23 protein-coding genes are annotated in these 21,225 nt (G+C 73.4%); 8 read left to right on the top strand and 15 right to left on the bottom strand.

Annotated elements, in window-relative coordinates; all coding sequences use genetic code 11:
* Positions 1-89: 89 nt before the first annotated feature.
* The gene (locus ACFY7C_RS20640) at positions 90-572 is read right to left on the bottom strand and encodes an MSMEG_6728 family protein (protein ID WP_389652353.1); all 483 of its coding nucleotides are present in this window, start codon (positions 570-572) and stop codon (positions 90-92) included.
* Between the two features lie 247 nt (positions 573-819).
* Here ACFY7C_RS20640 and ACFY7C_RS20635 point away from each other — a divergent pair, with 247 nt between their 5' ends.
* Both ACFY7C_RS20635 and ACFY7C_RS20630 read left to right on the top strand, forming a co-directional pair.
* Entirely contained in the window at positions 820-1,056 is a 237-nt protein-coding gene (locus ACFY7C_RS20635; RefSeq protein WP_389652350.1) for a DUF2945 domain-containing protein, read from the top strand.
* A gap of 10 nt (positions 1,057-1,066) precedes the next feature.
* Complete coding sequence (locus ACFY7C_RS20630) at positions 1,067-1,414, top strand: DUF3140 domain-containing protein (protein WP_389652347.1); 348 nt, start codon at positions 1,067-1,069, stop codon at positions 1,412-1,414.
* Positions 1,415-1,428: 14 nt separating this feature from the next.
* Here ACFY7C_RS20630 and ACFY7C_RS20625 read toward each other — a convergent pair whose 3' ends face one another.
* Positions 1,429-2,136, bottom strand: coding sequence for a class I SAM-dependent methyltransferase (locus ACFY7C_RS20625; RefSeq protein WP_389652787.1), 708 nt, complete (start codon positions 2,134-2,136; stop codon positions 1,429-1,431).
* A 196-nt stretch (positions 2,137-2,332) separates the two neighbouring features.
* Here ACFY7C_RS20625 and ACFY7C_RS20620 point away from each other — a divergent pair, with 196 nt between their 5' ends.
* From ACFY7C_RS20620 to ACFY7C_RS20605, 4 genes are read left to right on the top strand one after another with little or no spacing between them, the layout of a single operon-like run.
* Positions 2,333-3,607, top strand: a complete 1,275-nt coding sequence (locus tag ACFY7C_RS20620; RefSeq protein ID WP_389652344.1) for a polyprenyl synthetase family protein — start codon at positions 2,333-2,335, stop codon at positions 3,605-3,607.
* A complete protein-coding gene (gene crtI, locus ACFY7C_RS20615) occupies positions 3,604-5,094 on the top strand; it encodes a phytoene desaturase family protein (protein WP_389652342.1) in 1,491 nt (496 codons plus the stop codon). The genes ACFY7C_RS20620 and crtI overlap by 4 nt, the downstream gene beginning before the upstream one ends.
* Positions 5,091-6,194, top strand: coding sequence for a phytoene/squalene synthase family protein (locus tag ACFY7C_RS20610; RefSeq protein WP_389652339.1), 1,104 nt, complete (start codon positions 5,091-5,093; stop codon positions 6,192-6,194). The genes crtI and ACFY7C_RS20610 overlap by 4 nt, the downstream gene beginning before the upstream one ends.
* The gene (locus ACFY7C_RS20605; RefSeq protein ID WP_389652335.1) at positions 6,191-7,234 is read left to right on the top strand and encodes a DUF5914 domain-containing protein; all 1,044 of its coding nucleotides are present in this window, start codon (positions 6,191-6,193) and stop codon (positions 7,232-7,234) included. The genes ACFY7C_RS20610 and ACFY7C_RS20605 overlap by 4 nt, the downstream gene beginning before the upstream one ends.
* A gap of 146 nt (positions 7,235-7,380) precedes the next feature.
* On the opposite strand, the gene ACFY7C_RS20600 is transcribed toward ACFY7C_RS20605, so the two are convergent.
* From ACFY7C_RS20600 to ACFY7C_RS20585, 4 genes are all read right to left on the bottom strand, one after another.
* Positions 7,381-8,940 carry an FAD-dependent oxidoreductase gene (locus ACFY7C_RS20600; RefSeq protein WP_389652332.1) on the bottom strand — a complete coding sequence of 520 codons (1,560 nt, stop codon included), beginning with the start codon at positions 8,938-8,940 and terminating at the stop codon, positions 7,381-7,383.
* Positions 8,937-10,136 carry a lycopene cyclase family protein gene (locus ACFY7C_RS20595; protein ID WP_389652329.1) on the bottom strand — a complete coding sequence of 400 codons (1,200 nt, stop codon included), beginning with the start codon at positions 10,134-10,136 and terminating at the stop codon, positions 8,937-8,939. Before ACFY7C_RS20595 ends, ACFY7C_RS20600 begins: the two co-directional genes overlap by 4 nt.
* A gap of 164 nt (positions 10,137-10,300) precedes the next feature.
* Positions 10,301-10,879 (bottom strand): EamA family transporter, encoded by a 579-nt coding sequence (locus ACFY7C_RS20590; RefSeq protein ID WP_389652326.1) that lies wholly within the window; start codon positions 10,877-10,879, stop codon positions 10,301-10,303.
* Positions 10,818-11,540 (bottom strand): TetR/AcrR family transcriptional regulator, encoded by a 723-nt coding sequence (locus ACFY7C_RS20585; RefSeq protein ID WP_389652323.1) that lies wholly within the window; start codon positions 11,538-11,540, stop codon positions 10,818-10,820. The genes ACFY7C_RS20590 and ACFY7C_RS20585 overlap by 62 nt, the downstream gene beginning before the upstream one ends.
* Positions 11,541-11,635: 95 nt before the next feature.
* Here ACFY7C_RS20585 and ACFY7C_RS20580 point away from each other — a divergent pair, with 95 nt between their 5' ends.
* The gene (locus ACFY7C_RS20580) at positions 11,636-12,835 is read left to right on the top strand and encodes an FAD-dependent monooxygenase (protein WP_389652321.1); all 1,200 of its coding nucleotides are present in this window, start codon (positions 11,636-11,638) and stop codon (positions 12,833-12,835) included.
* A gap of 238 nt (positions 12,836-13,073) precedes the next feature.
* On the opposite strand, the gene ACFY7C_RS20575 is transcribed toward ACFY7C_RS20580, so the two are convergent.
* From ACFY7C_RS20575 to ACFY7C_RS20535, 9 genes are all read right to left on the bottom strand, one after another.
* Positions 13,074-13,448 carry a VOC family protein gene (locus ACFY7C_RS20575; protein WP_389652319.1) on the bottom strand — a complete coding sequence of 125 codons (375 nt, stop codon included), beginning with the start codon at positions 13,446-13,448 and terminating at the stop codon, positions 13,074-13,076.
* Between the two features lie 208 nt (positions 13,449-13,656).
* Entirely contained in the window at positions 13,657-14,568 is a 912-nt protein-coding gene (locus ACFY7C_RS20570; RefSeq protein WP_389652317.1) for a S1 family peptidase, read from the bottom strand.
* Positions 14,569-15,464: 896 nt separating this feature from the next.
* Positions 15,465-15,737 (bottom strand): hypothetical protein, encoded by a 273-nt coding sequence (locus tag ACFY7C_RS20565; protein WP_389652314.1) that lies wholly within the window; start codon positions 15,735-15,737, stop codon positions 15,465-15,467.
* 192 nt (positions 15,738-15,929) lie between these two features.
* Positions 15,930-16,331 carry a hypothetical protein gene (locus tag ACFY7C_RS20560; protein WP_389652311.1) on the bottom strand — a complete coding sequence of 134 codons (402 nt, stop codon included), beginning with the start codon at positions 16,329-16,331 and terminating at the stop codon, positions 15,930-15,932.
* Positions 16,328-16,957 (bottom strand): hypothetical protein, encoded by a 630-nt coding sequence (locus ACFY7C_RS20555; RefSeq protein WP_389652309.1) that lies wholly within the window; start codon positions 16,955-16,957, stop codon positions 16,328-16,330. Before ACFY7C_RS20555 ends, ACFY7C_RS20560 begins: the two co-directional genes overlap by 4 nt.
* The gene (locus tag ACFY7C_RS20550; RefSeq protein WP_389652306.1) at positions 16,954-17,091 is read right to left on the bottom strand and encodes a hypothetical protein; all 138 of its coding nucleotides are present in this window, start codon (positions 17,089-17,091) and stop codon (positions 16,954-16,956) included. The genes ACFY7C_RS20555 and ACFY7C_RS20550 overlap by 4 nt, the downstream gene beginning before the upstream one ends.
* 33 nt (positions 17,092-17,124) lie before the next feature.
* Positions 17,125-17,289 carry a hypothetical protein gene (locus tag ACFY7C_RS20545; protein WP_389652303.1) on the bottom strand — a complete coding sequence of 55 codons (165 nt, stop codon included), beginning with the start codon at positions 17,287-17,289 and terminating at the stop codon, positions 17,125-17,127.
* A gap of 92 nt (positions 17,290-17,381) precedes the next feature.
* Positions 17,382-18,596, bottom strand: a complete 1,215-nt coding sequence (locus tag ACFY7C_RS20540; RefSeq protein ID WP_389652300.1) for an NAD(P)/FAD-dependent oxidoreductase — start codon at positions 18,594-18,596, stop codon at positions 17,382-17,384.
* A 141-nt stretch (positions 18,597-18,737) separates the two neighbouring features.
* On the bottom strand, positions 18,738-19,637 hold the full coding sequence (locus ACFY7C_RS20535; protein WP_389652784.1) for a GntR family transcriptional regulator: 900 nt from the start codon (positions 19,635-19,637) through the stop codon (positions 18,738-18,740).
* A gap of 235 nt (positions 19,638-19,872) precedes the next feature.
* Between ACFY7C_RS20535 and ACFY7C_RS20530 the strand changes: the two genes are divergently transcribed.
* Positions 19,873-21,165: an extracellular solute-binding protein gene (locus ACFY7C_RS20530; RefSeq protein ID WP_389652297.1), complete on the top strand. Its 1,293-nt coding sequence runs from the start codon at positions 19,873-19,875 to the stop codon at positions 21,163-21,165.
* The last annotated feature ends 60 nt before the right edge of the window (positions 21,166-21,225 follow it).

Here is a 21,225-nt window from a genome sequence, read left to right as displayed (position 1 = left end):
TCAGCACGTCGTAGGGCCTTCGCGGCGCCGTCGCCGCGCCCTCATGCCCGGAACCAGGGGTTTTGTCCCATTCTACGAGACATCCGTCCTCATCCCGCGGGACGGCCGCCTTCCCGGTCGGACCCGGGCCAGAGGTAGGGAAGGTCGTCCGGCACTCCCGGGAAGCGGGGTCTGTAGTAGTCCGGATCCTTGCGGACGAGGGCGGATTGGTGGCTGCGGTGGAACGCGGGGTCGCCGAGCCAGGGGGGCAGGTCACCGGCCGCCTCGAGCCCGCCCTGTTCGCGGACCTCGGCCGACGGCCGCCAGGCGCGGTAGTCGTCCATCAAGGTGACGGCACAGGTGTCCGCCCGGCCGCCGGCGGACCAGATCGTGCAGACGTCCAGGCCGTAGCGCACCAGGGCTTCCTCGTAACCGGCCCACATCCGCACTGCGGGGTGTCGGCGCCAGCCGTACGTCGGCACCGTCAGTCCCCTGAACACCTGGAGCGCCTCGACGCGCTGTTTGCCGAGACGCCTCGGATCCAGGACGGCCGCGGAGTCGGAGAAGCTCGCGTACGGGAGAAATGTCTGCATGAAGGTCTTGTTCCCACCGTCGGTGTCCGGTCGTCGCCGGTGCCGGGCCCCGGCGCCGGTGCGTCGGGTGACAGGAGCCGGCCGAGCAGGTGATGAGCCGCCCCGCGTTGTCCGACTTCTCTTCGGGCCGTCCGGCCCCTTCGGATGCACCCGCAGGGGCGCCACGTCGTGCGGGCCGGGCCGCTCGGCCCCAGGGTGGGGATCGTCGAGGCGCAACACGGCGGGGCGGGAGAGGAGAGGACCAGCCATGGCGAAAGCGAAGAAGACCTCGGGCGAGCAGGCCCTGTCCAAGGGCGACAAGGTCGCCTGGAGAAGTCACGGCAGCGAGACCGAGGGCAGGGTGGAGAAGAAGATCACCAAACGGACCGAGGCCGCCGGCCGTACGGTCGACGCCTCGTCGGACGAGCCCCAGTACGAGGTGCGCAGCGACAAGTCCGGGCGGACGGCCGTGCACAAACCCGGCGCCCTGAAGAAGAAGCGGTAGGGCGGGCACCGTGACGGCCGAGGACGACCGGCGGGACACCTGGGAGACCTTCCGCGCGTCGGTGAACATGACGGCGTCGGCGCTGGAGGACTGGCTCGGCACCGACACGTCGAAGCAGGCGGGCGAGCACAAGTCCGGCGGCGAGTCCACCGGGCACGCCTCGGGTCGGGCCATCGTCGGCATCCTGCGCAAGAAGAAGGACGATCTGACGGACGCCGACTACCGGCACATGGCGAAGGTCAACGGCTACATCCGCCGCCATCTGGCGCAGCGGCCCTCGGGCGACGTCCGCGACACCCGGTGGCGCCATTCGCTCATGAACTGGGGGCACGACCCGCTTTCCGGCGAGCCCGGGTGAGGCGTCCGACCGTGTCAGGGCCGGGTGGCGACGAACGTGTGGGTGATGCCCGTCTGCCACCCCGGCTGAGGCAGCACGCGGACGCCGGTGAACCCGGCCCGGCGCAGGCGGTCGGCGAATCCGTCGGCCGTGTCGAAGTCGAGCACGCTGCGCCACAGGTGGCGGTAGAGCGCCTCGTCGCCGTGGCGACGTCCCCACGGCAGCACCACGCCGGCCATGACCGCCGACCACAGGAAACGGTCCACGGCCCGGCCGCCGAGGGTGTACTCGTGGACGGCGAGCCGGCCTCCGGGACGGAGCAGTTCACGCGTCCGGCGCAGGGCGGCGTCGGGATCCGCGACGTTGCGGAAGAGGTAGGCGGCGAAGACCGCGTCGTACGGACCGGTGACGCCGGCCCGCGCCAGGTCCTCGATTGTGGCGTGGACGAAGCTCACCCGGTCGGGCCAGCTCTTGCTCCGCGCACGGGCCAGCATGCCGGCGGAGGCGTCCACCCCCGTGACGGACGCGAGCGGTGCCGCCCGCAGGAGCGCGGCGGTCGAGGCGCCGGTGCCGCAACCGAGGTCGATGACCGTCTGACCGGCTCCGCGCCTCGGGAGGGCCAGACGGCGTGCCGAGCGCCGCAGGTGCCGGTGGTAGCCGGGACTGGCCGACGTCATGCGGTCGTAGGTGCGGGACGCGTGGTCGAACGCGCCCGCGAGTTCGGCGTCTCTCAACAGGGCCACGAGCAGTGCCTCCACGGTGGGTCGCGTTCCTCCCAGCTTCCCCGTCCGCACCACCGGCCGTCGCACGGCGCGCCCGGGAGTCGGTCCGGGGTCGTCCGGGAGGTGGTCCGGACGGACCAACGGAGGATGCATCCGAACGCCCGGACGGTACGGAACATGAGCCAAAGAGGCCATGCCACCGGCAACGGGAGTCCTGATGTGCGCACCTGATCCGCTCGATGTCGACCAGAACGTGCCCGCGGCGGTGGGCGTGTTCCTCGGCCGGACCCTGGAACGGCGCCTGGAGGAGGCGGCGGCCATGGACTCCGTCTTCGCGGCCGATATCGCGGGCCGAGTCGCACGGTTCACCCTGACGGGCGGTCGGCGGCTGCGCTCGCAGTTCCTGTGGTGGGCGATGCGGGGCTGTGGAGGCGGGGCCCGCGAGGCTCCCCGGGCCCTGGGCGTGGCAGCGGCGCTCGAGCTGATCCAGAGCTGCGCGCTGATCCACGACGACGTCATGGACGGCTCGCCGCTGCGCCGGGGGCGGCCGGCGGTGCACGTCGGCATAGACGGCCAGTACGACACCGGTGGACACCCCCTTCCGTGCGGCACGTTCGGCGCGGCGGCCGCCGTGCTGGCCGGTGATCTGGCCCTCGCGTGGGCCGACGACGCCTTCGCCGAATCCGTACGGGGGGCTCCGGCGGAGCGCCGGGCGGCCGAGGTGTGGCGGGCCATGCGGGCGGAGATGGTGGCGGGCCAGTATCTGGATCTGCAGGCGCAGGTCACGAACGTCAGGTCGCGGAGCCGGGCGGTCCGCACGGCGGTGCTGAAGACCGCGCTGTACACGGTCGGCCACCCGCTGGCGCTGGGCGCGGTGCTCGCGGGCGCCCGGGAGCGGACGGTGCTCGCGCTGCGGGAGGCCGGACGGTCCGCCGGTCTCGCCTTCCAGCTCCACGACGACGTGCGAGGGGCCTTCGGCGATCCGGCGCGGACCGGGAAGCCGGTGGGCGAGGACGTACGCGAGGGCAGGACGACGTTTCTCCTCGCCGCCGCGCGGGACCTGTGCGAACGGCGCGGTGACCGTGCCGGACTGCGGCTCCTGGACGAGGTCACGGGCGACCCGGGCGCGCGGGCTCGGGACGTCGACCGGGTGCTGGACCTCCTCGTGGCGTGCGGGGCGCGCGACGAGGTGGCCCGGCGCGTCGAGGAGCTCTGTGCCCGCGGCGCCGAGGCCGTCGCCGACGCCGGGCTGTCGCCGGATGCGGCCGACCGGATCGGCCGTCTGCTGTACGGCGCGTGCGGTCTGGGCCCCGCCGCCGGGGCGGCGTCCCCGCCCGGGGGCGTACGGGACACCGCCGACACGGCTGCCACCGCTTGCCCTCCTGGCGCCCCCGGCACCGGTGCCTCCTCCTGCTCCACGGCCACGCCCACCGCCGCTTCCACGGCCACCGCCACCACCACGGACACCGTTCTGATCGGAGAGACGCGTTGAAGACCGTGACCGGTCCGACGGACCATGTCGTCGTCGTGGGAGCGGGCCTGGCCGGTCTGGCCGCCGCGCTGCACCTGTCGGGCCGGGGCCGCCGGGTCACGGTGGTGGAGCGGGAGCCGGAGCCGGGCGGCCGGGCGGGGCGGCTCCTCCTCGGCGGCTACCGCGCCGACACGGGGCCGACCGTCCTCACCATGCCGGACATCCTCGACGAGGCCTTCCGAGCCGTCGGCGAGTCCGTGCACGACCGCATCGACCTGATTCCCCTGCACCCCGCGTACCGGGCTCTGTTCGCCGACGGCACCCGGCTCGACGTGCACACCGACGGCGACGCCATGGAGGCCGAGATCGCCTCCTTCGCCGGCTCCCGGGAGGCCCTCGGGTACCGCAGGCTGCGCCGGTGGCTCGCGGATCTGTACGCCGTGCAGATGCGGCGCTTCATCGACGCCAACTTCGACTCCCCCGCGCGGCTGCTGCACCCGGACCTGGCACGGCTCGCGGCGCTCGGCGGCTTCGGCCGGCTGGACCGGGCCGTCGGACGGTTCCTGACGGACGAGCGGCTGCGCCGTGTCTTCTCCTTCCAGTCCCTGTACGCCGGGGTCGCTCCCTCGCGTGCGCTGGCCGCGTACGCCGTGATCGCCTACATGGACACCGTCGCGGGGGTGTACTTCCCCCGGGGCGGGATGCACGCCGTCCCGGTGGCCATGGCAGCGGCGGCGGCGCGGTCAGGCGTCGCGTTCCGGTACGGAGAGGGCGTCACCGGGCTGGAACGCACCGGGCGGCGGATCACGGCGGTGGTCACCGCCCGGGACCGGATCCCTTGCGACGCGGTCGTCCTGACGCCGGACCTGCCGGTCTCCTACGGCCTGTTGGGGCGGGCTCCCCGGCGTCCCGTCCGCCTGCGGCACGCTCCCAGCGCGGTGGTGCTGCACGTCGGAACCGATCGCACCTGGCCCGGGCTGTCGCACCACACCCTGTCCTTCGGCAGGGCGTGGGAGACCGTGTTCGGCGAACTCACGGGCACCGGGCGGCTGATGAGCGATCCCTCTCTTCTGATCACGCGGCCCACCGCCACCGATCCGTCGCTGGCACCGGAGGGCAGGCACCTGCACTACGTCCTGGCGCCGTGCCCCAACACCCGCATCGGCCCCTCTGCGGCCCGTTGGGGCGACCTCGGGCCGCGCTACCGCGACGAACTGGTGCGGGTACTGGAGCGCCGGGGACTGGCCGGCCTGGGGGCGTCGGTCGAGGAGGAGAGCCTGGTCACGCCGGCCGACTGGACGGCGATGGGGCACGCGGCCGGCACTCCCTTCTCCGTCGCCCACACCTTCGCGCAGACCGGGCCCTTCCGGCCGCGGAACCTCGTGAGCGGCACGGAGAACGCGGTCCTGGCCGGATGCGGCACCACACCGGGCGTCGGGGTGCCCACGGTGCTGCTCTCGGGCAAGCTCGCCGCGGCCCGGGTGACCGGGATCGGGCGGCCGGCGTGACGGCGCGGGAGCTGGACGCGGCGGGCATCACCGATCCGTCGCTGCGGGCGGCCTACACGGCCGGTCGGCTGCTCAACGCCCGGCACGGCAAGACGTACTTCCTCGCCACGCGGCTGCTCCCGGTGGACCGGCGGTCCGCCGTGCACGCGCTGTACGGTTTCGCGCGGCACGCCGACGACATCGTCGACGACCTGGGCTCGGCGGCCTCCACGGGCGCGCGGCGGGAGGCCCTGGACGCCCTGGAGCGACAGTGGCTACGCGCCGTCCGCGGCGAGGAGGCCGACGAACCGGTGGTGCGGGCGGTGGCCGACACCCGGGCCCGGTACGGCATCGCGGCCCGTCATTTCACCGACTTCCTCGCGTCGATGCGCAGCGATCTGTCGGTCACGGAGTACGCGACCTACGCCGACCTGCGGGCGTACATGTACGGTTCGGCCGCCGTCATCGGACTGCAGATGACCCCGGTGCTCGGTACCGTCGTGCCGCGGGCGGAGGCGGAGCCGTACGCCGCCGAACTCGGGGTGGCGTTCCAGCTGACGAACTTCCTCAGGGACGTGGGCGAGGACCTGGACCGAGGGCGGGTCTACCTCCCCCAGGACCTGTTGTCCGCGCACGGCGTCGACCGTGACCTGCTGGCGTGGAGCAGGCTGACCGGGTGCCGGGACGCGCGGATCACCTCCGCCCTTCGGGCGGCTTCGGCCCTCACGCGGGAGGTCTACCGTGCGGCCGAGCCGGGGATCGCGCTGCTGGACCCGGTGTCGGCGCCGTGTGTCCGAACGGCGTTCGTGCTGTACCGCGACATCCTGGGGGCCATCGAGAAGGACGGGTACGCGGTCGTGCACCGCAGGGCCGTGGTGCGGAGGCGGCGCCGAGCCGCCGTGGCCCTGCGCGGCCTGACCGCCGCCCTGGCCGCGCGCACCCCCATACGCCCGTCCTCCGGGCCGGCTCGCGCGGACGGCGGGGTCGGACGGACGAGCGGAAACGGGCGCGGAAGCGGGAGCGGGCTCGCACGCGGGAGTCGGAGCTCGTGCGGAGACGGTGAGGCCGCGCCCGAGGAGGCCGGCCGGGTGACGGGGCGTCGGAACGAGGAGCGGGGATGAGCGGGGAGAACAGCACGTGGGGAGCACGCTCCGGGGGCCGGGTCCGCCGGCGGACGATTCCGCTCCGGCTGCGCCGGGACGGCGTCGCCTGGGAGCGTCAGCGTCCGACGTGGCGGGACGCCAAGCCGGCGCTGATCGCCGAGGCACTGGAGCGCGCCCTGGCGCGGCCCTCGGGGAACTGGTTCGTCGTCGGCTCCGCCGCCGATCTGACCCCACGTCGGCCGCTCGGACGGACGGTCGCGGGGAGCGAGGTCGTGCTCTGGCGCGATGAGAGCGGCACGCCCCACGCCGGTCCGGGAGCGTGCCCGCACCTCGGCGCTCCGCTCAAGGACGGCCTGGTGCGGTGCGGGCGGCTGATCTGCCACTGGCACGGCCTCGCCCTGGACGGCGGGTCCTTCGCCGGATGGTCGCCGTGGCCGGTCCACGACGACGGCGTGCTGCTGTGGGTGCGGCTCGACGGGGTGGGCGGAGAGCCGCCGACGGAACGTCCCGTGGTGCCCGTACGACCGTCGCCGAGCGGAGCGGTCGTGTCGGTGTACACCGGAGTGGGCACGTGCGAGCCGGAGGACGTGGTCGCGAACCGACTCGACCCGTGGCACGGGGCCTGGCTGCATCCGTACTCGTTCGTGGACCTCACCGTTCTGGAGGGTCCTTCGGGCCCGTTGGCGGACGGAGACGACGAGCTGGTGGTCGACGTGTCGTTCAAGGTGGCCGGACGGGTCGTGGTCCCGGTCCGCGCGGCGTTCGGCGCACCCGATCCGCGCACCGTCGTCATGCGGATCGTGGCCGGCGAAGGGGCCGGGTCCGTCGTGGAGACCCATGCGACACCGCTGACCCCGGCGGACGCCGGGCGGCCGCGCACCGCGGTGGTGGAGGCGGTCGTCGCCGGATCGGACCGGCGGGGGTTCGCGGTGGCCCGCGCCCTGGCGCCGCTGCTGCGCCCTGCCATGCGGGCTGCCGCGGGCCGCCTGTGGCGCGACGACCTGGCGTACGCGGAGCGGCGCTTCACCCTGCGCAGCAGCGGCCGCTTTCCCGGCTGAGCGGTGCCCGTCCGCCCCGGTTCTCGTGCCCTGCGACGACTCCCGGGCACGGTCCCGTCTCCCGGCCCCGATCCGACGGGGCCGGGAGGCGGCAGAGCCGGGAGGCGGGCCTCTCACCTCGGCTCGCCCAGTGCGCTCGGCTCCCCTCAGCCTCCGCCGAACCGGCGGGCCAGCAGCCGCAAGGGGGCGCACCGCCCTCGGTCGGGGACGGTCCAGAGGGTCTGTCCGCGCAGCCCCCAGCGCCGCAGATGCGCATTGGCCGCGAGGAACCCGGTGGTGGCCGCGCGTTCCATGAGCGCCACGGGAAGGTCGGTGCGGACCAGGTCGCCGGCGACGGTGACGGTCGGGTCGGGGGTGTCGACGCCGGGGCGGTCCGCGTGGCCGCCGACGACGAAGAGCGGGCAGTCCTCGCGCCACTCGTCGCGTCGGTCGACGATGCGCGCGGCGGCCGTCTCCGGGTAGACGCGGTGCAGCTGCTCGACGAGGGTGCGGGCGACGGCACGCGGGTCGGCGGCCGGATCCACCGCGTAGGCGTGGAGTTCGAGGACGGCGCCGCCGGTCTTCGCGGCCCAGCGTGCCGCCTCGCCCTCCCAGAGGTTCAGCACGCTGATGTTGTCGAGCGGCCCGTAGCCGCCGGTGCCGAGGAAGCCGGGGCGGTGGGCGGCGACGGGGCGGTCGAGCCAGATCCTGGACACGAGGAACGGCGGGGCGGTGCGGAGCCGGCCGATCCGGGCCCGCCACGCCACGTCGCACAGGGCGGGCGAGGCGGCCGTCAGCGTCCGCAGTCCCGTGGTGTCCACGGCCAGCACCACCGCGTCGGCGTGATCGGTGCCCTGCGGGGTGCTGATCAGGTGGCCGCCCTCGGGCGCGGGGCGGAGTCCGGTGACGGCGGCGCCGGTACGGATGTCCGTGCCATGGCCCTGGAGGTATCGGGCGAGCGGCTCCCACAGAGCCTGGGGGTAGGGCTCGTCCGGCACGTCGAAGAGGAGGCCTTCGGAGGAACCGAGGAAGTAGATGTGGAACATCAGGGCGAGTTCGGCGGCTGACAGGTCGGCGGGGTCGGCGAAGAAGCTGCGGGAGAACACCTCGAAGGCGAGGTGCCGGGCGGCGGTGGGGAAGCCGATGCGGTCCAGGAGTTCGAGGGCGCTGACGTCGTCGAACCGCCGGTGGACCTCCGGCACCCGCACGTCGAAGAGGGGCAGTGCCGCGCGGGGGTTCATCCGGGCGAGGTCCCGCGGCCCGAAGCTGGGGCTGACGGCGGCGAACCCGACGGCGCTCCACGGCGGTGTGCGCGGGATCCGGGCGAAGCTGTCGTGGAGTCCCGAGCTGTGCCGCAACGGGTAGTCGGGCAGCGGGCGGAGCCGGTCGAGACCGGGGTCGACCCGCCGGAGGAGTCCCCTCAGGTTGTAGTACTGGCGGAAGAAGGCGTGGAAGCCGCGGCTCATGGTGACGGCCGAACCGTCCGCGAGTTCGGTGGACCATCCGGCCAGACGGCCGCCGAGTGCCGTCTCCCGCTCGTAGAGGGTGACGCGGACCCCTCGTTCGGCCAGGGCGGTGGCGGCGGCGATGCCCGCGATGCCGCCGCCGACGACCGCGCAGTGGGGGCGCGTGCCGACGGCCGTGGGCCGCCCGGGGTGAGCGGGGACGACGACGGCCCTGCGGTCGCGGCCGTGCCGGTCGGCGGGTGCCCGGTCGTACGGGCTCATGGGTTCTCCTCGAGGTCGGGTCGGCCACGACGGGCGAGCAGGGGCAGCTCGGCCGCGGTGCGGAGCATGGTCAGTACGGGGGTGCGCAGGCCGATGGAGAACTCCTCGGCGGGACCGGTCGTGCCGTCGAGGAAGCGGAGCAGGCGCGTGGCGGGCACGTGGTGGAAGAGGCGGGTGAAGAAGGCGGGGCCGTCGATGCGGCCGGTGTCGAGTGCGCGCAGCAGGACGGAGTCCATGGCGAGGGCTCTGGCCGGGTGGGCGGGCGGCGGCACGGGGGTCCGGCCGGCGTGCACGGCGTCCGCCACGGCTCGGGTCTGCCGCTGGATGGCGGCGAAGGCGTAGCCGGTGGAAGGGCGGAGCGCTCCCCCGGCAACGCCGATGCGGAAGACGTGCCGTCCGGGCCGGCGGTCGTACCGCCCGTCGCTCATGGGGATGGCGCCCTGCTCGGTGCCCTTCACCCGGAACGGGCCGAGTGCGAGCACCCGGTTCGTGTAGTGCCGCAGCGCCTCGTCGTAGGCGCCTTCCGGGAGGCGGGCGCGACTGAACTCGGTGTATTCGACGAGGGCTTCGTGGCGGCTGGTGGGCAGGACGTATCCGAAGGAGAGTCCGTGATGCGGCTGGGGTGTGCGGAAGTCCATCAGTTCGACGGTGCCGGGGTCGAAGACCGGGCGCTCGCAGTGGACGAACCAGCCGCGGAAGTGCTGGAGCAGCGTGACGCGCGCGGGCGGCGGTGCGACGGGGGGCCGGGAGTCGTGGACCCAGCGGGCGCGGAGTGTACGCACGGCTCCGTCGGCGGTGCGGTACGTGAGTGCGGCGCCTTCCGGGCCGTCGGCGATGTTCTCGACCACGCCCTCGATCCTGCGCAGTCCGGCCAGGCGCGGCTCGAGCCCTCTTTCGAAGGCGCCGGAGCGGAGCATCTTGTAACGCAGTTCGCCGAGGTCGCGTGCGGGGCCGGTGCCGTCGGGCGCGCGGACGCGGAGCCGGCCCCATCGTGCGGTAAGCAGCGGGTCGTAGACACCCGTCCCGGCCTCCCAGTAGCACCAGGTGCGTTCGGCCGGCCGGAGCGGTCCGGGAGGCGCGTCGACGAGGACGACGTCCGGCGTGCCGGCGCCGGGCGGCCGGTCGAGCAGCCGCCAGGCCAGCGAAAGGCCGGCGGCTCCGGCACCGACGATGGCGATGTCACTGCTGTCCCTCATGTCCGCGCTGCGCTCCGTTCTCGACGACCGTGACCGGTCCGGCCCCGACCGACTCCTCCACCCGCCCGGCGGCGCACCCACTGCGGCGGTGGAGGGCCGTCCACGACCATGCTTCCCGCGCTCCGCCGTCCCCGGATGCAGCCGCGCCGTGGCGCGTCGGGCATTCAGCTCGTCTTCGGCGAGGGGCGACCGGCGGAGGTGTCGGCGAGGGTTCGCGCCTGCCGGGGTGCCCGGCCCCGTACCGGCCCGCGGGTCAGGCCGACCCCGGCGAGCACGACGGTCATCCCCAGGACGGTCCGGAGGCTGAAGTCCTCGTGAAGCAGCACGGCCCCCAGTGCCACGGAGACGACCGGGAGCCGATAGCCGACGGTGGCCGTGTGGGTGGCGCCTTCGGCGGCGATGTTCCGGTAGGTGAGGTGGAAGGTGACGCCGGTGGTGACGACGCCCGGGACGAGGACGGCGACAGGTTCCCTCGGGCCGATCGTGATCGGTGTCCGCCCGCCCGCCGGCAGGGTCGGCACGGTGAGGACGGTCGCCGCGAGGAGCTGCGCCGCGGACAGCGGGAGGGTCTGGATTCCGTCGGCCGCCGCGCCCTGTTCGACGCCCTGAAGGACCCGGCGGGGCGGTGAGGGCGGCCGTGTGGTGACGGGGCGCCCGCTCGGTCCGAGGGCCGACAGGAGGTCAGTCGGCGGGCCGGCGTCGGGCGATGAGCGTATCCAGGCCGTCCAGGATGCGCTCGACACCGAAGGTCAGTGCCTGGTCGCGGCCCTCGGCGGGGGCCGCCACCGCGGTCAGGACGGACGGGTAGGCGTCGCCGTGTTCGTGCAGCACCCGCCCGAGGGCCGCGATGAGCTCCGCCTCGACGCGAGTCGGGCCGGCCGCGTCGGGGCCCTTCGGGCCGACCGCGCGTGACTGGAGGGCGATGCCACGGACGTGGCTGGTCAGCAGGACCACGGCGTCCAGGCGTTCGCCGCCGTCGAGACCCTTGTCCTCCAGCGTGGCGAGGGCTCGTTCCATCCAGGACAGTTCGTTCGGGCCCATGAGGCGTGGACCGACGGTCGCGTCGACGAGCCAGGGGTGCCGTACGAAGGCGTCGAAGAGCTGCTCGGCCCAGTCGGTCAGACGGGCGCGCCAGTCGCCGGCCGCGGGGGCCGGGGGTGCGCCGACGGCTGTCTCGACCATGAGCGCGACCAGTTCCGCCCTGCCGGGGACGTACCGGTAGAGGGACATCTTCGTCTTGCCGAGCAGTTCGGCGACGCGCTGCATCGACAGGGCCGCCAGGCCCTCGGCGTCCGCGACCGCGATGCCGGCGCGGGCGATGCCGTCGAGGCTGAGGGCCGGCCGGGGGCCGCGCTTCGGCTGGGGGTGCGGTCCCCAGAGCAAGCGCATCAGTTCGTCGGCCACAGCTCTCCCTCCGGTCTTGCCACCCGCCGAAACTGTGTCTATCGTACACAGAAGAAACAGTGTCCGATGGACACAGTTCATGAGGGGGGATTTCCATGCGCAAGAAGGTTCTGATCTCCGGCGCGAGCATCGCCGGTCCGGCGTTGGCGTACTGGCTCGGACGCCGCGGATTCGAGGTCACCGTCGTCGAGTTGGCTCCGGAGCTGCGCAAGGGCGGGCAGGCCGTCGACTTCCGCGGTGACACGCACCTGACCGTGCTGGAACGCATGGGCGTGCTCGACGATCTGCGCCGGATCCAGACCGGAGGCAGCCGGATGGACTTCGTCGACGAGAGCGGGCGCACCCGGCTCCGTCTGCCGGCCGAGTTCGCGGGCGGCGACATCGAGGTGCTCCGCGGTGACCTCGCCCGCGTGTTCCACGAGCACAGCCTGCCCTACGCCGAGTATCGCTTCGGCGCGTCCATCACCGAGCTCCGGCAGGACGCCGACGGCGTACAGGTCCGGTTCACCGACGGCGAGGCACGCACCTTCGATCTCGTGATCGGGGCGGACGGGCTGCACTCGCACGTCCGCCGGCTGGCGTTCGGACCCGAGGAGCGGTACGTCCGTCACCTCGGGTACTACGTCGCCGGCTGGACCCTGCCCAACGACCTCGACCTCGGCCTCGGTCCCGAAGGGGGTTCGGTGGGCGTCAACGTACCCGGACGCCTCGCCTCGGTCGGTGCGGTCCCCCGGGATCCGCACAGGGCCGGCGCCTTCTTCGCGTTCTCCTCGGACCAGCTGTCGTACGACCGCCACGACGCGGAACAGCAGAAGGCGATCGTCACCCGGGCCTTCGCGGGCATCGGATGGCATGTGCCCCGGCTCCTGGAGAGCCTGCGGGAGGCGGACGACCTCTACTTCGACTCCATCAGCCGGGCCGACGTCCCCAGTTGGTCCCACGGGCGCGTCGCCCTCGTCGGCGACGCCGCCTGCGGAGCCACCATCGGCGGCATGGGCACCGGTACCGCCGTCGTCGCCGCATACGTCCTGGCCGGCGAGCTGGCCCGGGCGGACGGCGACCACGCCACGGCCTTCGCCCGCTACGAGAACCTCCTGCGGGCGTACGCCGAGGGCTGCCAGGCGGGCGGCGACCGCACCGGCACGTTCCTCGCACCGGGCCGCGTCGGCCTTCGGCTGCGCGACTGGATACTGAGCCGGCCCCGCGCACTGGCCTGGATGCTGGAGGCGGGCAAGAAGGTCGCCGGGGTCGACCTGCCCGACTACGACCGCTCCGGGGCACGGGCCGCGTCATGAGGTGCGTTCGCGGCTTCCCGCACCTCCGGGACGACATGCGACCGGCCCGCACCCGCCCCAGGTGCGGACCGGTCGCACCCACCGGCCTGCGGACGGGGGAAGCCGCAGGCGGCAGTTGAGCGGCCCCAGACGCTCCACGTCCGTCTGCCCCCGAAAACGGCCGTCATGCACACCCACCGGGGGCCCTCCTGGAGCGGGGCCGATGCGTCGCCGGCCTGGCGGCGCACCCCGGGCGCGTTCAGGCGCCGGGGAGGAAGAGGCAGAACGGATGGCCGTGAGGATCTCGGAGGACCCGTACGTTCTTCTGCGGCTGGTGGTCTTGCAGTGTCGCGCCCAGGGCGCGGGCCCGCTCGGTCTCCGCTTCCAGGTCGTCGACCTGGAGGTCCAGGTGGGCTTGCATCTGCTGTGTGCCCGGGCTCTGGGGCCAGACCGGAGGAGTGTGGTCGGCTTCCATCTGGAAGCTGAGGCCGGGGCGTTCCCGCTCCGGAGGCCTCAGGCGGACCCACTCCGGCTCGCGCTCGACCTCCTCCCAGCCCAGCAGGGCTCGGTAGAAGTCGGCCAGCGGGGGAGGGTCGGGAGTACCGAGAACGAAGGCACCGAGGGTCGTCGTCATGTTCCCCACCTGCCCGTGGCCCGCGCTCTCACGCGTCCGCGAGCGCCGGCCCTCGCGTGATCGCCACTTCCACCCGCTCAGCGTGCCGCTCTCCGGCCCGACCTGCCGCCGGCCTCGGCCGGATGCCGTTCTCGCCCGTAGGCGGGTGGCGCGGACGTGGAAGGGCGGCTCCACCACCGGAGCCGCCCTCCTCGTCACGGACCCGGGATCAGAACACGCTCACCCCGTACGCGCTCAGGGCCTCGGTGACGGGCTGGAAGAACGTGGTGCCGCCGGAGGAGCAGTTGCCGCTTCCGCCGGAGGTGAGCCCGAGCGCCGTGGTGCCGGAGAACAGGGCGCCGCCGCTGTCGCCGGGCTCGGCGCAGACGTTCGTCTGGATGAGGCCGTAGACGATGTCCCCGTTGCCGTAGTTGACGGTGGCGTTCAGGCCGGTCACCGTGCCGCCGCGCAGGCCGGTGGTGCTGCCGCTGCGCTGGACCGACTGCCCGACGTAGGCGTTCGCGGCGCCGGTGATGTCACGGTAGCTGCCGTTGTAGAGGTAGACGCGTCCGTCGGCGGCGGAGGCGTTGGAGTGGCGGATGATGCCGTAGTCGTTGGTCGGGAAGCTGGACCCCGTCCGGGTGCCGAGCACGGTGGTGTTGGCGGAGTTGGTGTACCAGGTGCTGGCGATGTTGGTGCAGTGTCCCGCGGTGAGGGCGTAGTACGTGCTGCCGCTGCGGACGTTGAATCCGAGCGAGCAGCGGCCGCCACCGGTGTAGATGGCCTGGCCGCCGGCGATCAGCTTGTTGATCCGGCCCTGGGTCCGCTCGATCTTCAGGCTCTTGGCGTGTGCGCCCGCGGATCGCTTGAGGGTCGCCACCTCGGCTTCGGAGACGGTCGAGTCGATGGTGACGACGACCTTGCCGGTGGCCGGGTCGGTGTACCAGGCGGAGCCGGGGACGTCGGCGTCGAGCACGGCCTCGCTGGCGGCGGCGAGCTCGGCCGTGGAGGCGCGGAACGTGTCGGTCGACTGCGCCGAGGAGGTCGGGGCGGCGAGCACCGAGGCGGCCACGACCGCGCCGACGACGGCGCCCAGGCGGCCGGCGCGGAAGGACTTGCCGTTGCGGAACGCTTGCTTCACTGCAGTCTCCAGTGGGGGTTGGGGAGGCCGCTGGGTGGGCGGCCTGGCTGTGAAGTGCTGGGCACACGACGGGGTAGCGCCATGCACCTGTCAATCGCGATCGAGAAGGATCCTCCGGCTCCGGGACTTCCACCCGCAAGGTGTCCTTTCAGTCGCGATGCCCTCGCTTCTACGCGCGTTCCCCCTTGGCACAGCTGTGGCGACGCGGCACACGACGATCACGGAGGGACTCACTTGACTGAAAGGTCGTCAGAAAGCTGCTGGAAGTGATTGCGATCGGAATTCAACCATCCGTTTTCAGTGCGGCACTCACGCCGTCGCACGGGAGCGTGGCACGACCCCGACGGGCGCGACGGAAGGGCGCCGCGAAGCGGAAGGTGCTGCTCCAGGTGGTCTTGACTTCGCGCCGCATTCCGGCCTGGACGCCGACGGGAGGGCGGGTGGGCGGGGAAGGGACCGGCGCGGGGCGCCTCGCGGCGTTCGATGCTCACGCAACGCGAACGGTCTTCCTTCCCAGGTCACGCGTTCGCCCCGCAGCGGTCCTCACGCCGCCGAGAACGGCCGCGGCCCGGCCGGGCGACGGCGTCCGCGCCTGATTTCGACCGCCGGCCGCACGGCAATCGTCGACATTGGACAGGTCTGTCGCCTGGCTGAATCCCAACGTCGCGACTCCGAGCTCCGGTGGCCCGAGGGCCCGGCCCCACCGCCCATGTGGCGCCCTGTGACGCTCTTGGGCCGCCCGACCCACCCGAGCCACCTGGGCCGGTCGGGCCGCCCGAGCCACCTGGGCCGGTCGGGCCGGTCGGGCCGGTCGGACCGGTCGGGCCGGTCGGGCCGGTCCTGGCCCATGGCTCCGGCGGGGCCGGAACACGGACCAGGACGCGCCCGGGAGCCGGCTAACCCTCCAGTTTCTTCAGCAGCGCCGCGTACGCCACCGTGACCCGGGCGGCCTCCTTGGGGTCCGCGGTCGCCAACTGGGCCCGGTCGGCCAGCGCGGCCTCTCGGCCGGCCTTCAACTCGGCGATCCGCTGCGGGTCGGGCACGGACGCGCCGCGCTCCGCGTCCAGCCGGCCCTCGTACCACTGCACGACCGCCTCGACGGCCTCCCCCGCGGCGCGTTCCGCGCCGCTCTCCACGCCGGACAGGCCGGGAACCTCGGCATCGGTCATCACGGCAACCTCCTTGTTCGGAATCGGATCGCGGGCAGGCATCCGTCGTTCCCTCCGGGGACCGGTCCGCGTGGCGGAGAGGTACCCCGCGATCATGGGCCGCACGAGGGCCAAGGGCTGCACGGCATGGAACTCGACCCGAACGGTCGCCCGCCGCTCACCCCCCACCCGCCCGGACTCAGGCAGCGAGGCCTACGCCCCGGCCTCGGCGTCGGCCTCGCCGATCCGTAGCCGCAGGGTGTCCCCGGTGCGCTCGCCCTCGCCGTCCTCGACCACGTACGCGACCGGGACGACCTGGTCCAGGTGCGGGGTCACGTACGCGGGAGGGACCTCGAACTCCACGTACTCCGCCGGGCGTTCGACCGACACGGTGTCCGTGTAGCCGACCGGCTTGTCCCGGCCGCCGGCCCAGAGCAGGGTGTAGGTCTGACCGGACGTGACCCCGCCTTCGGGGGTGATGCGCACCCTGACCGGCCTTCCGAGCTCGGCGTCGGTCAGGTGCCCGTCCGGAGCCTCGGCGACGCGAGGAGCGGGCAGCCTCCCCCGTACCTCACCGGTCGTCTGCGCTGCCTGGGCCTTCTGCGTCACCGTCACGGAGCCTCCCGGATCCTGGCGAGGGGCCGGTCCCCTCCCCCGTCGAGCCCGGCCGCCCGCGACTCGGGGGGTGTCGCCGCGGCCGGGCTCGCCGGTCGACTGCCCCGTAGCCGGGCATGCACACCAGTCCCGTCGTCGGCGAGGGGCAGCGGGGAGTCGTGAGGTTCACCGGCGGAGGGTCCGCGGGAAGCCCTGGGGCCAGGAGGGGGGAGCGGGGTCCAGCCGAGCTCCTTCTTCACCTTCGCGTTCGAGGCGCCGCGGATCTCGGTCGAGGCCATGGCGATGAATTCTCCGGCCAGCAGGCGCCCCAGCCGGCGAGGGACGTTCATCGGCTGCTTGGCCCCTGCGGCCCGGGCCGGTTCCGGGAGCCACTCGGACAGCCGCGCCGGTTCGTCGTCCACGATGTCGTAGACGCCGGGGGCGCCGGCTTCGACGGCGGCCACCGCGGCGGCGGCCGCGGCCGCGACGTGGGTGAACGACCAGACGCCACCGCCTCCGCCGACCACCCGGAACCGGCGCTTGCGGACCAGCTCCAGTTGTTCGCCCCCCGGCTCGATCGAGGTGCCGGGGCCGTAGAAGCCGCCGTATCTCAGCACGATGCCCTCGATCCCGGGGGCGGAAGTCACCGCGTGCTCCAGGTGCCGGATCGCGGCGAGGGTCTGCTCGCTGCCCGGGCGGGGCGGGTGTCGACGGGGCCCTCCTCCGTCTTGACGGGGCCTCCGGTGCGGGCGTACAGCACCTGCATGGCGCTCTGCGCCACGAACCTCCGCACCCCGCATTCCGCGGCGCAGCTTCAGGTTCCGGCCAGCGCGGTCGCCTGGTGGACGATGACGTCGGGCCGGGTCCGCCGCACCGCGTCGCGTACGGCGGTGGCGTCCAGCACGTCCAGCACGAGCTGGGTACCGACCGCGCCGGTGGCGCCGGTGGCGCCGGTGGCGCCGGTGACGAGAACCTTCATGACGGGACGGGGCGGAGGCCTTCTTGTGCGCGGCGCCGGTGTCCGTCACCGGCCCGTGCCGCCGGGGTGCCGTCCGGCGGGCCGGCGGGCCGTCATGCCCCGGGTCGGCGGGTGGCGCGGCCGCCCTTGGAGACGATGGTGGTGACGTTCACGCGCTTGCTGAAGCGGTACGTCAGGAGGGGGCTGCCGCTGACGAACTCCTTGTAGGTGACGGCGGCGCGGCCGGTGAGGTACGGGCGGCGCGGGGTGTCGTCGGCCTTGGTGAACTGGATGACGGCGTCGCGGCGGCCGAGGCTGACCGGCTGGTGGAAGTAGCCGAAGCGGAACGGCTTCACGGCCCTGCCGCGTACCAGCCGTGCGATGGTGTCGGCGGTGTACTGGGCGGTGGGCAGGCCGCTCTGGCAGGTGCCGTGGATCTGCCCCCAGGCCAGGCGGACGGCGGCCGCGTCGCCGACGGCGTGGATCCGCGGGTGCGACACCGAGCGCAGGGTGGCGTCGACCAGGATCAGGCCGCGGTCGTCGGTGGCGATCCCGGCGTCGGCGGCGAGCGGCGACACCGTGACGCCGGCGGTCCACAGGCAGACGTCGGAGCGAACGACGCGGCCATCGGCCAGTTCGACGGACTCGGGCAGCACCTTGGCGACGCGGGCGCCGGCCTCCACGGTGACGCCGAGGCGGTCGAGCGCGCGGTGGAGGTAGCCGCGGGCCCCGGCGCCCATCATACTGCCGGGTTCGTCGGTGGTGATCAGGGTGACCCGGAGTCCGGGGTGGCTCTCGGCGATCTCGGTGGCCGCCTCGATGCCGGTCAGGCCGCCCCCGCAGACGGTGACGGTGCCCGTGCCGGGGCCCGTGCCCGTGCCGGGTCCGGTGCCGCCGGTCTGTGCGATCTCCGTGAGCCGCGCGGCGAACCGGGCGGCGATCTCGGGGCTGTCGAGGGTGAACGCATGGGCGTCGGCGCCGGGTACGGCGGCGGTGTCGGTCGAGCTGCCCAGCGCGTAGACGAGCGTGTCGTAGCCGAGGGACGTCGTGCCGTCGACGGTGACGCGCCGGGCCTCGGGGTCGAGGGCGGTGGCGGTGCCCCGGACGAAGGTGACGCCGGTTCCGGCGAGCAGGTCGGGGATCCGGTGCTCGGCCAGCCGCTGTCCGGCCGCGATCTGGTGCATCCGCAGCCGCTCGACGAACCGGTTCGACGGGTTGACCAGAGTGATCTTCACGCCGGTCCGGCGGGTGCGGTGAGCGAGCCGGACGGCCGTGAACATACCCGTGTAGCCGGCGCCGAGCACGACGATGTGGTGGCCGTCGGTCATGTCAGTCTCCCAGGGTCGGGCACCGGCCTCGGCGCCGGTGACACCCCTCTGACAAGACACGCGCCCCGGCCCTGACAGGCCGCCGATGTGACCTGCGACACAGTCGCCGTCCTCGTCGGGCGGGGACTTTTCCCACCCGGGTCACACGCCCTGTTGGACGACTCCTCGGGTGGAGAAGGTGACCGGGTCACCGCTGGTGAAGTCGCCCGGGGGAATGCCGGGGTGGTGTCCGTCGGGAGCGCCCGCGGCGCCGGGAGTGGCGGGCGGGTCGGCGCGGGGGCCGAGCGCGAGGCGGGAGACGATGCGGTAGCGGTCGCCCCGGTAGAGGGAGTGCACGTACTCCACCGGCCGGCCGCGGGTGTCCGTGGTGAGCCGCTCGAAGAGCAGCGCCGGAGAGAACTCCGGCACGTCGAGAAGGTCCGCTTCGGCGCGGGTGACCACGGTGGGCTCGATGGACTGCACCGCTTCGCTGACCTGGATGCCGTGCCGGTCGCGCAGGTGCTCGTACAGGTCGCCCTGCTCCAGTTCCTCACTGGTCAGGCCGGGCACCAGGTCGGCCCTGACGTGCAGGTGCTCGATGGCCATGGGCGTGCCGTCGACGAGCCGGAGGCGGGCCACGTAATGGATCTCCGCGGCCGGCGAGATGCGCAGTCTGCGTCCCACCCGCGCGCCCGCCGGCAGTGTGCGCAGCTCCAGCAGTCTGCTGGTCCACACGCCGCCGGCCTGCGGCAGGCTGAAGGCGTTGCGATCCGACACCAGTTCCTGCGTGATCTTCTCCGCGGCGACGAACATCCCCCGACCGTGTTCGCGGACCAGCAGCCCCGCGACGACGAGTTCGTCGACCGCGGCGCGCAGGGTCGGGCGGGACACGCCCAGTTCGGCGCACAGCACGCGCTCGGAGGGGATGGCGTCGCCGGGGCGCCGCGCCTCGATGAGTTCGAGGATCGCCTCGCGGACCCGCTCGCGCTTGAGCATCGCCCCGGAGGCGGCGGTGTCGATCTCCAATGGGGTCCTCGTTCGTCTGGGACGGTCACTGGTCATCATGACTGGTGAGCTGGTCAGCCCAGTCTAGACAGCGAGACTCCTGCTGATCCAGCCCTACGGCGGCGCGTGCATGGCAAATCCCGTGCATGCGCGGAGGGTTGACGCCTCCAGTGGTCCATGCCACTTTCGTCTCCGCACCAACTGGTAAACCCCTCACGGCCTACTGGTCAAGTTGAGGTGCCGTGTGCCGCCCTCCGTCCCTCCCCGTCTCCAGGCTCCTCAGAGGTGAACCGTGAACCACCGTTCTCTCGCCCTGCTCGGCGCGCTGCTGCTGAGCACCGGGCTCGTCGCCTGCTCCTCGTCCGGTGACGGCTCCGGCCACGCGTCCGGCGACGGCTCCGGTGGCACCGCCGGTGCCCGGACCGTCCTCGACGTGTGGCTGATGCGCGACAGCGTCTCGGCCGCCTTCCAGAAGGAGTTCGAGGCCGGCTTCGAGAAGGACCATCCCGCGATCGACGTGAAGATCCAGACCCAGGAGTGGGACGGCATCGGCGAGAAGGTCACCGCCGCCCTGGCCGGCAACGACGCTCCGGACGTCATCGAGGTGGGCAATACCCAGGTCGCCCGGTACGCCCGGAGCGGCGGCCTGACCGACTTCACGGACAGGGTCGGCGAACTCGGCGGCGGCAGCTGGCTGAAGGGACTGGCGGAGCCCGGCGCGTACGACGGCAGGCAGTACGGCATCCCGTACTACGCCGCCAACCGGGTCGTCATCTACCGCACCGACCTGTTCCGCGAGGCGGGGATCGACGCCGGCACGATCAAGACCCGCGAGCAGTGGCTCGCCGCCACAAAGAAGCTCGACCGGGGCGGCACCCAGGGCATCTACCTGCCCGGCCAGAACTGGTACGCCCTGGCCGGGTTCATCTGGGACGAGGGAGGCGACCTCGCCGTCGAGTCCGGCGGTGCGTGGAAGGGCCGGCTCGACAGCCCGGAGGCCCTGCGGGCCATGGAGTTCTACCGGACGCTGCAGGCGCTCGGGAAGGGCCCCAAGGACTCGGACGAGGCACAGCCGCCGCAGGCCGAGGTGATGGCCGAGGGCCGGATCGCGCAGATCATCGCCGCGCCCGGCGGGGCCAACGTCGTCATGGAGAAGAACCCCGACCTGAGGGGCAAGCTGGGCTTCTTCCCGATCCCCGGCAAGACTGCCACCACCCCAGGCGCCGTCTTCACCGGCGGTTCCGACCTCGTCGTGCCGGCCGCGGCCGCCCAGCAGGAGGAGGCGTTCACCTTCCTCAAGGAACTCACCGGCGACGCGTGGCAGAAGAAGCTCGCCCTCGCGATGAGTTACGTACCGAACCGGACCACCCTGGCCGGCGCCGTCGCCTCCGATCCCGGAGCCGCCGCGATGGCCGTCGGCGCCGCCAACGGCCGCGCCACGCCCAACACGCCCGAGTGGGCCGCGGTCGAGGCCAAGAACCCGATCAAGGACTACATGACGGCCGTGCTCACGGGCCGCGATCCGAAGTCCGAGGCCGCCAAGGCCTCCCGGAGCATCACCGACACCCTCAACAGCGGGTCCTGACACCCGCGGGGCGGAGGGCGCGGGGACGCCCTCTCCTCACCGACACCACAGGCCCCACCA

Origin of the sequence: Streptomyces sp. NPDC012769 (assembly GCF_042901205.1) — a bacterium.
In the GTDB taxonomy this organism is placed as follows: domain Bacteria; phylum Actinomycetota; class Actinomycetes; order Streptomycetales; family Streptomycetaceae; genus Streptomyces.
This window is presented reverse-complemented; position numbering and strand designations above follow the sequence as displayed.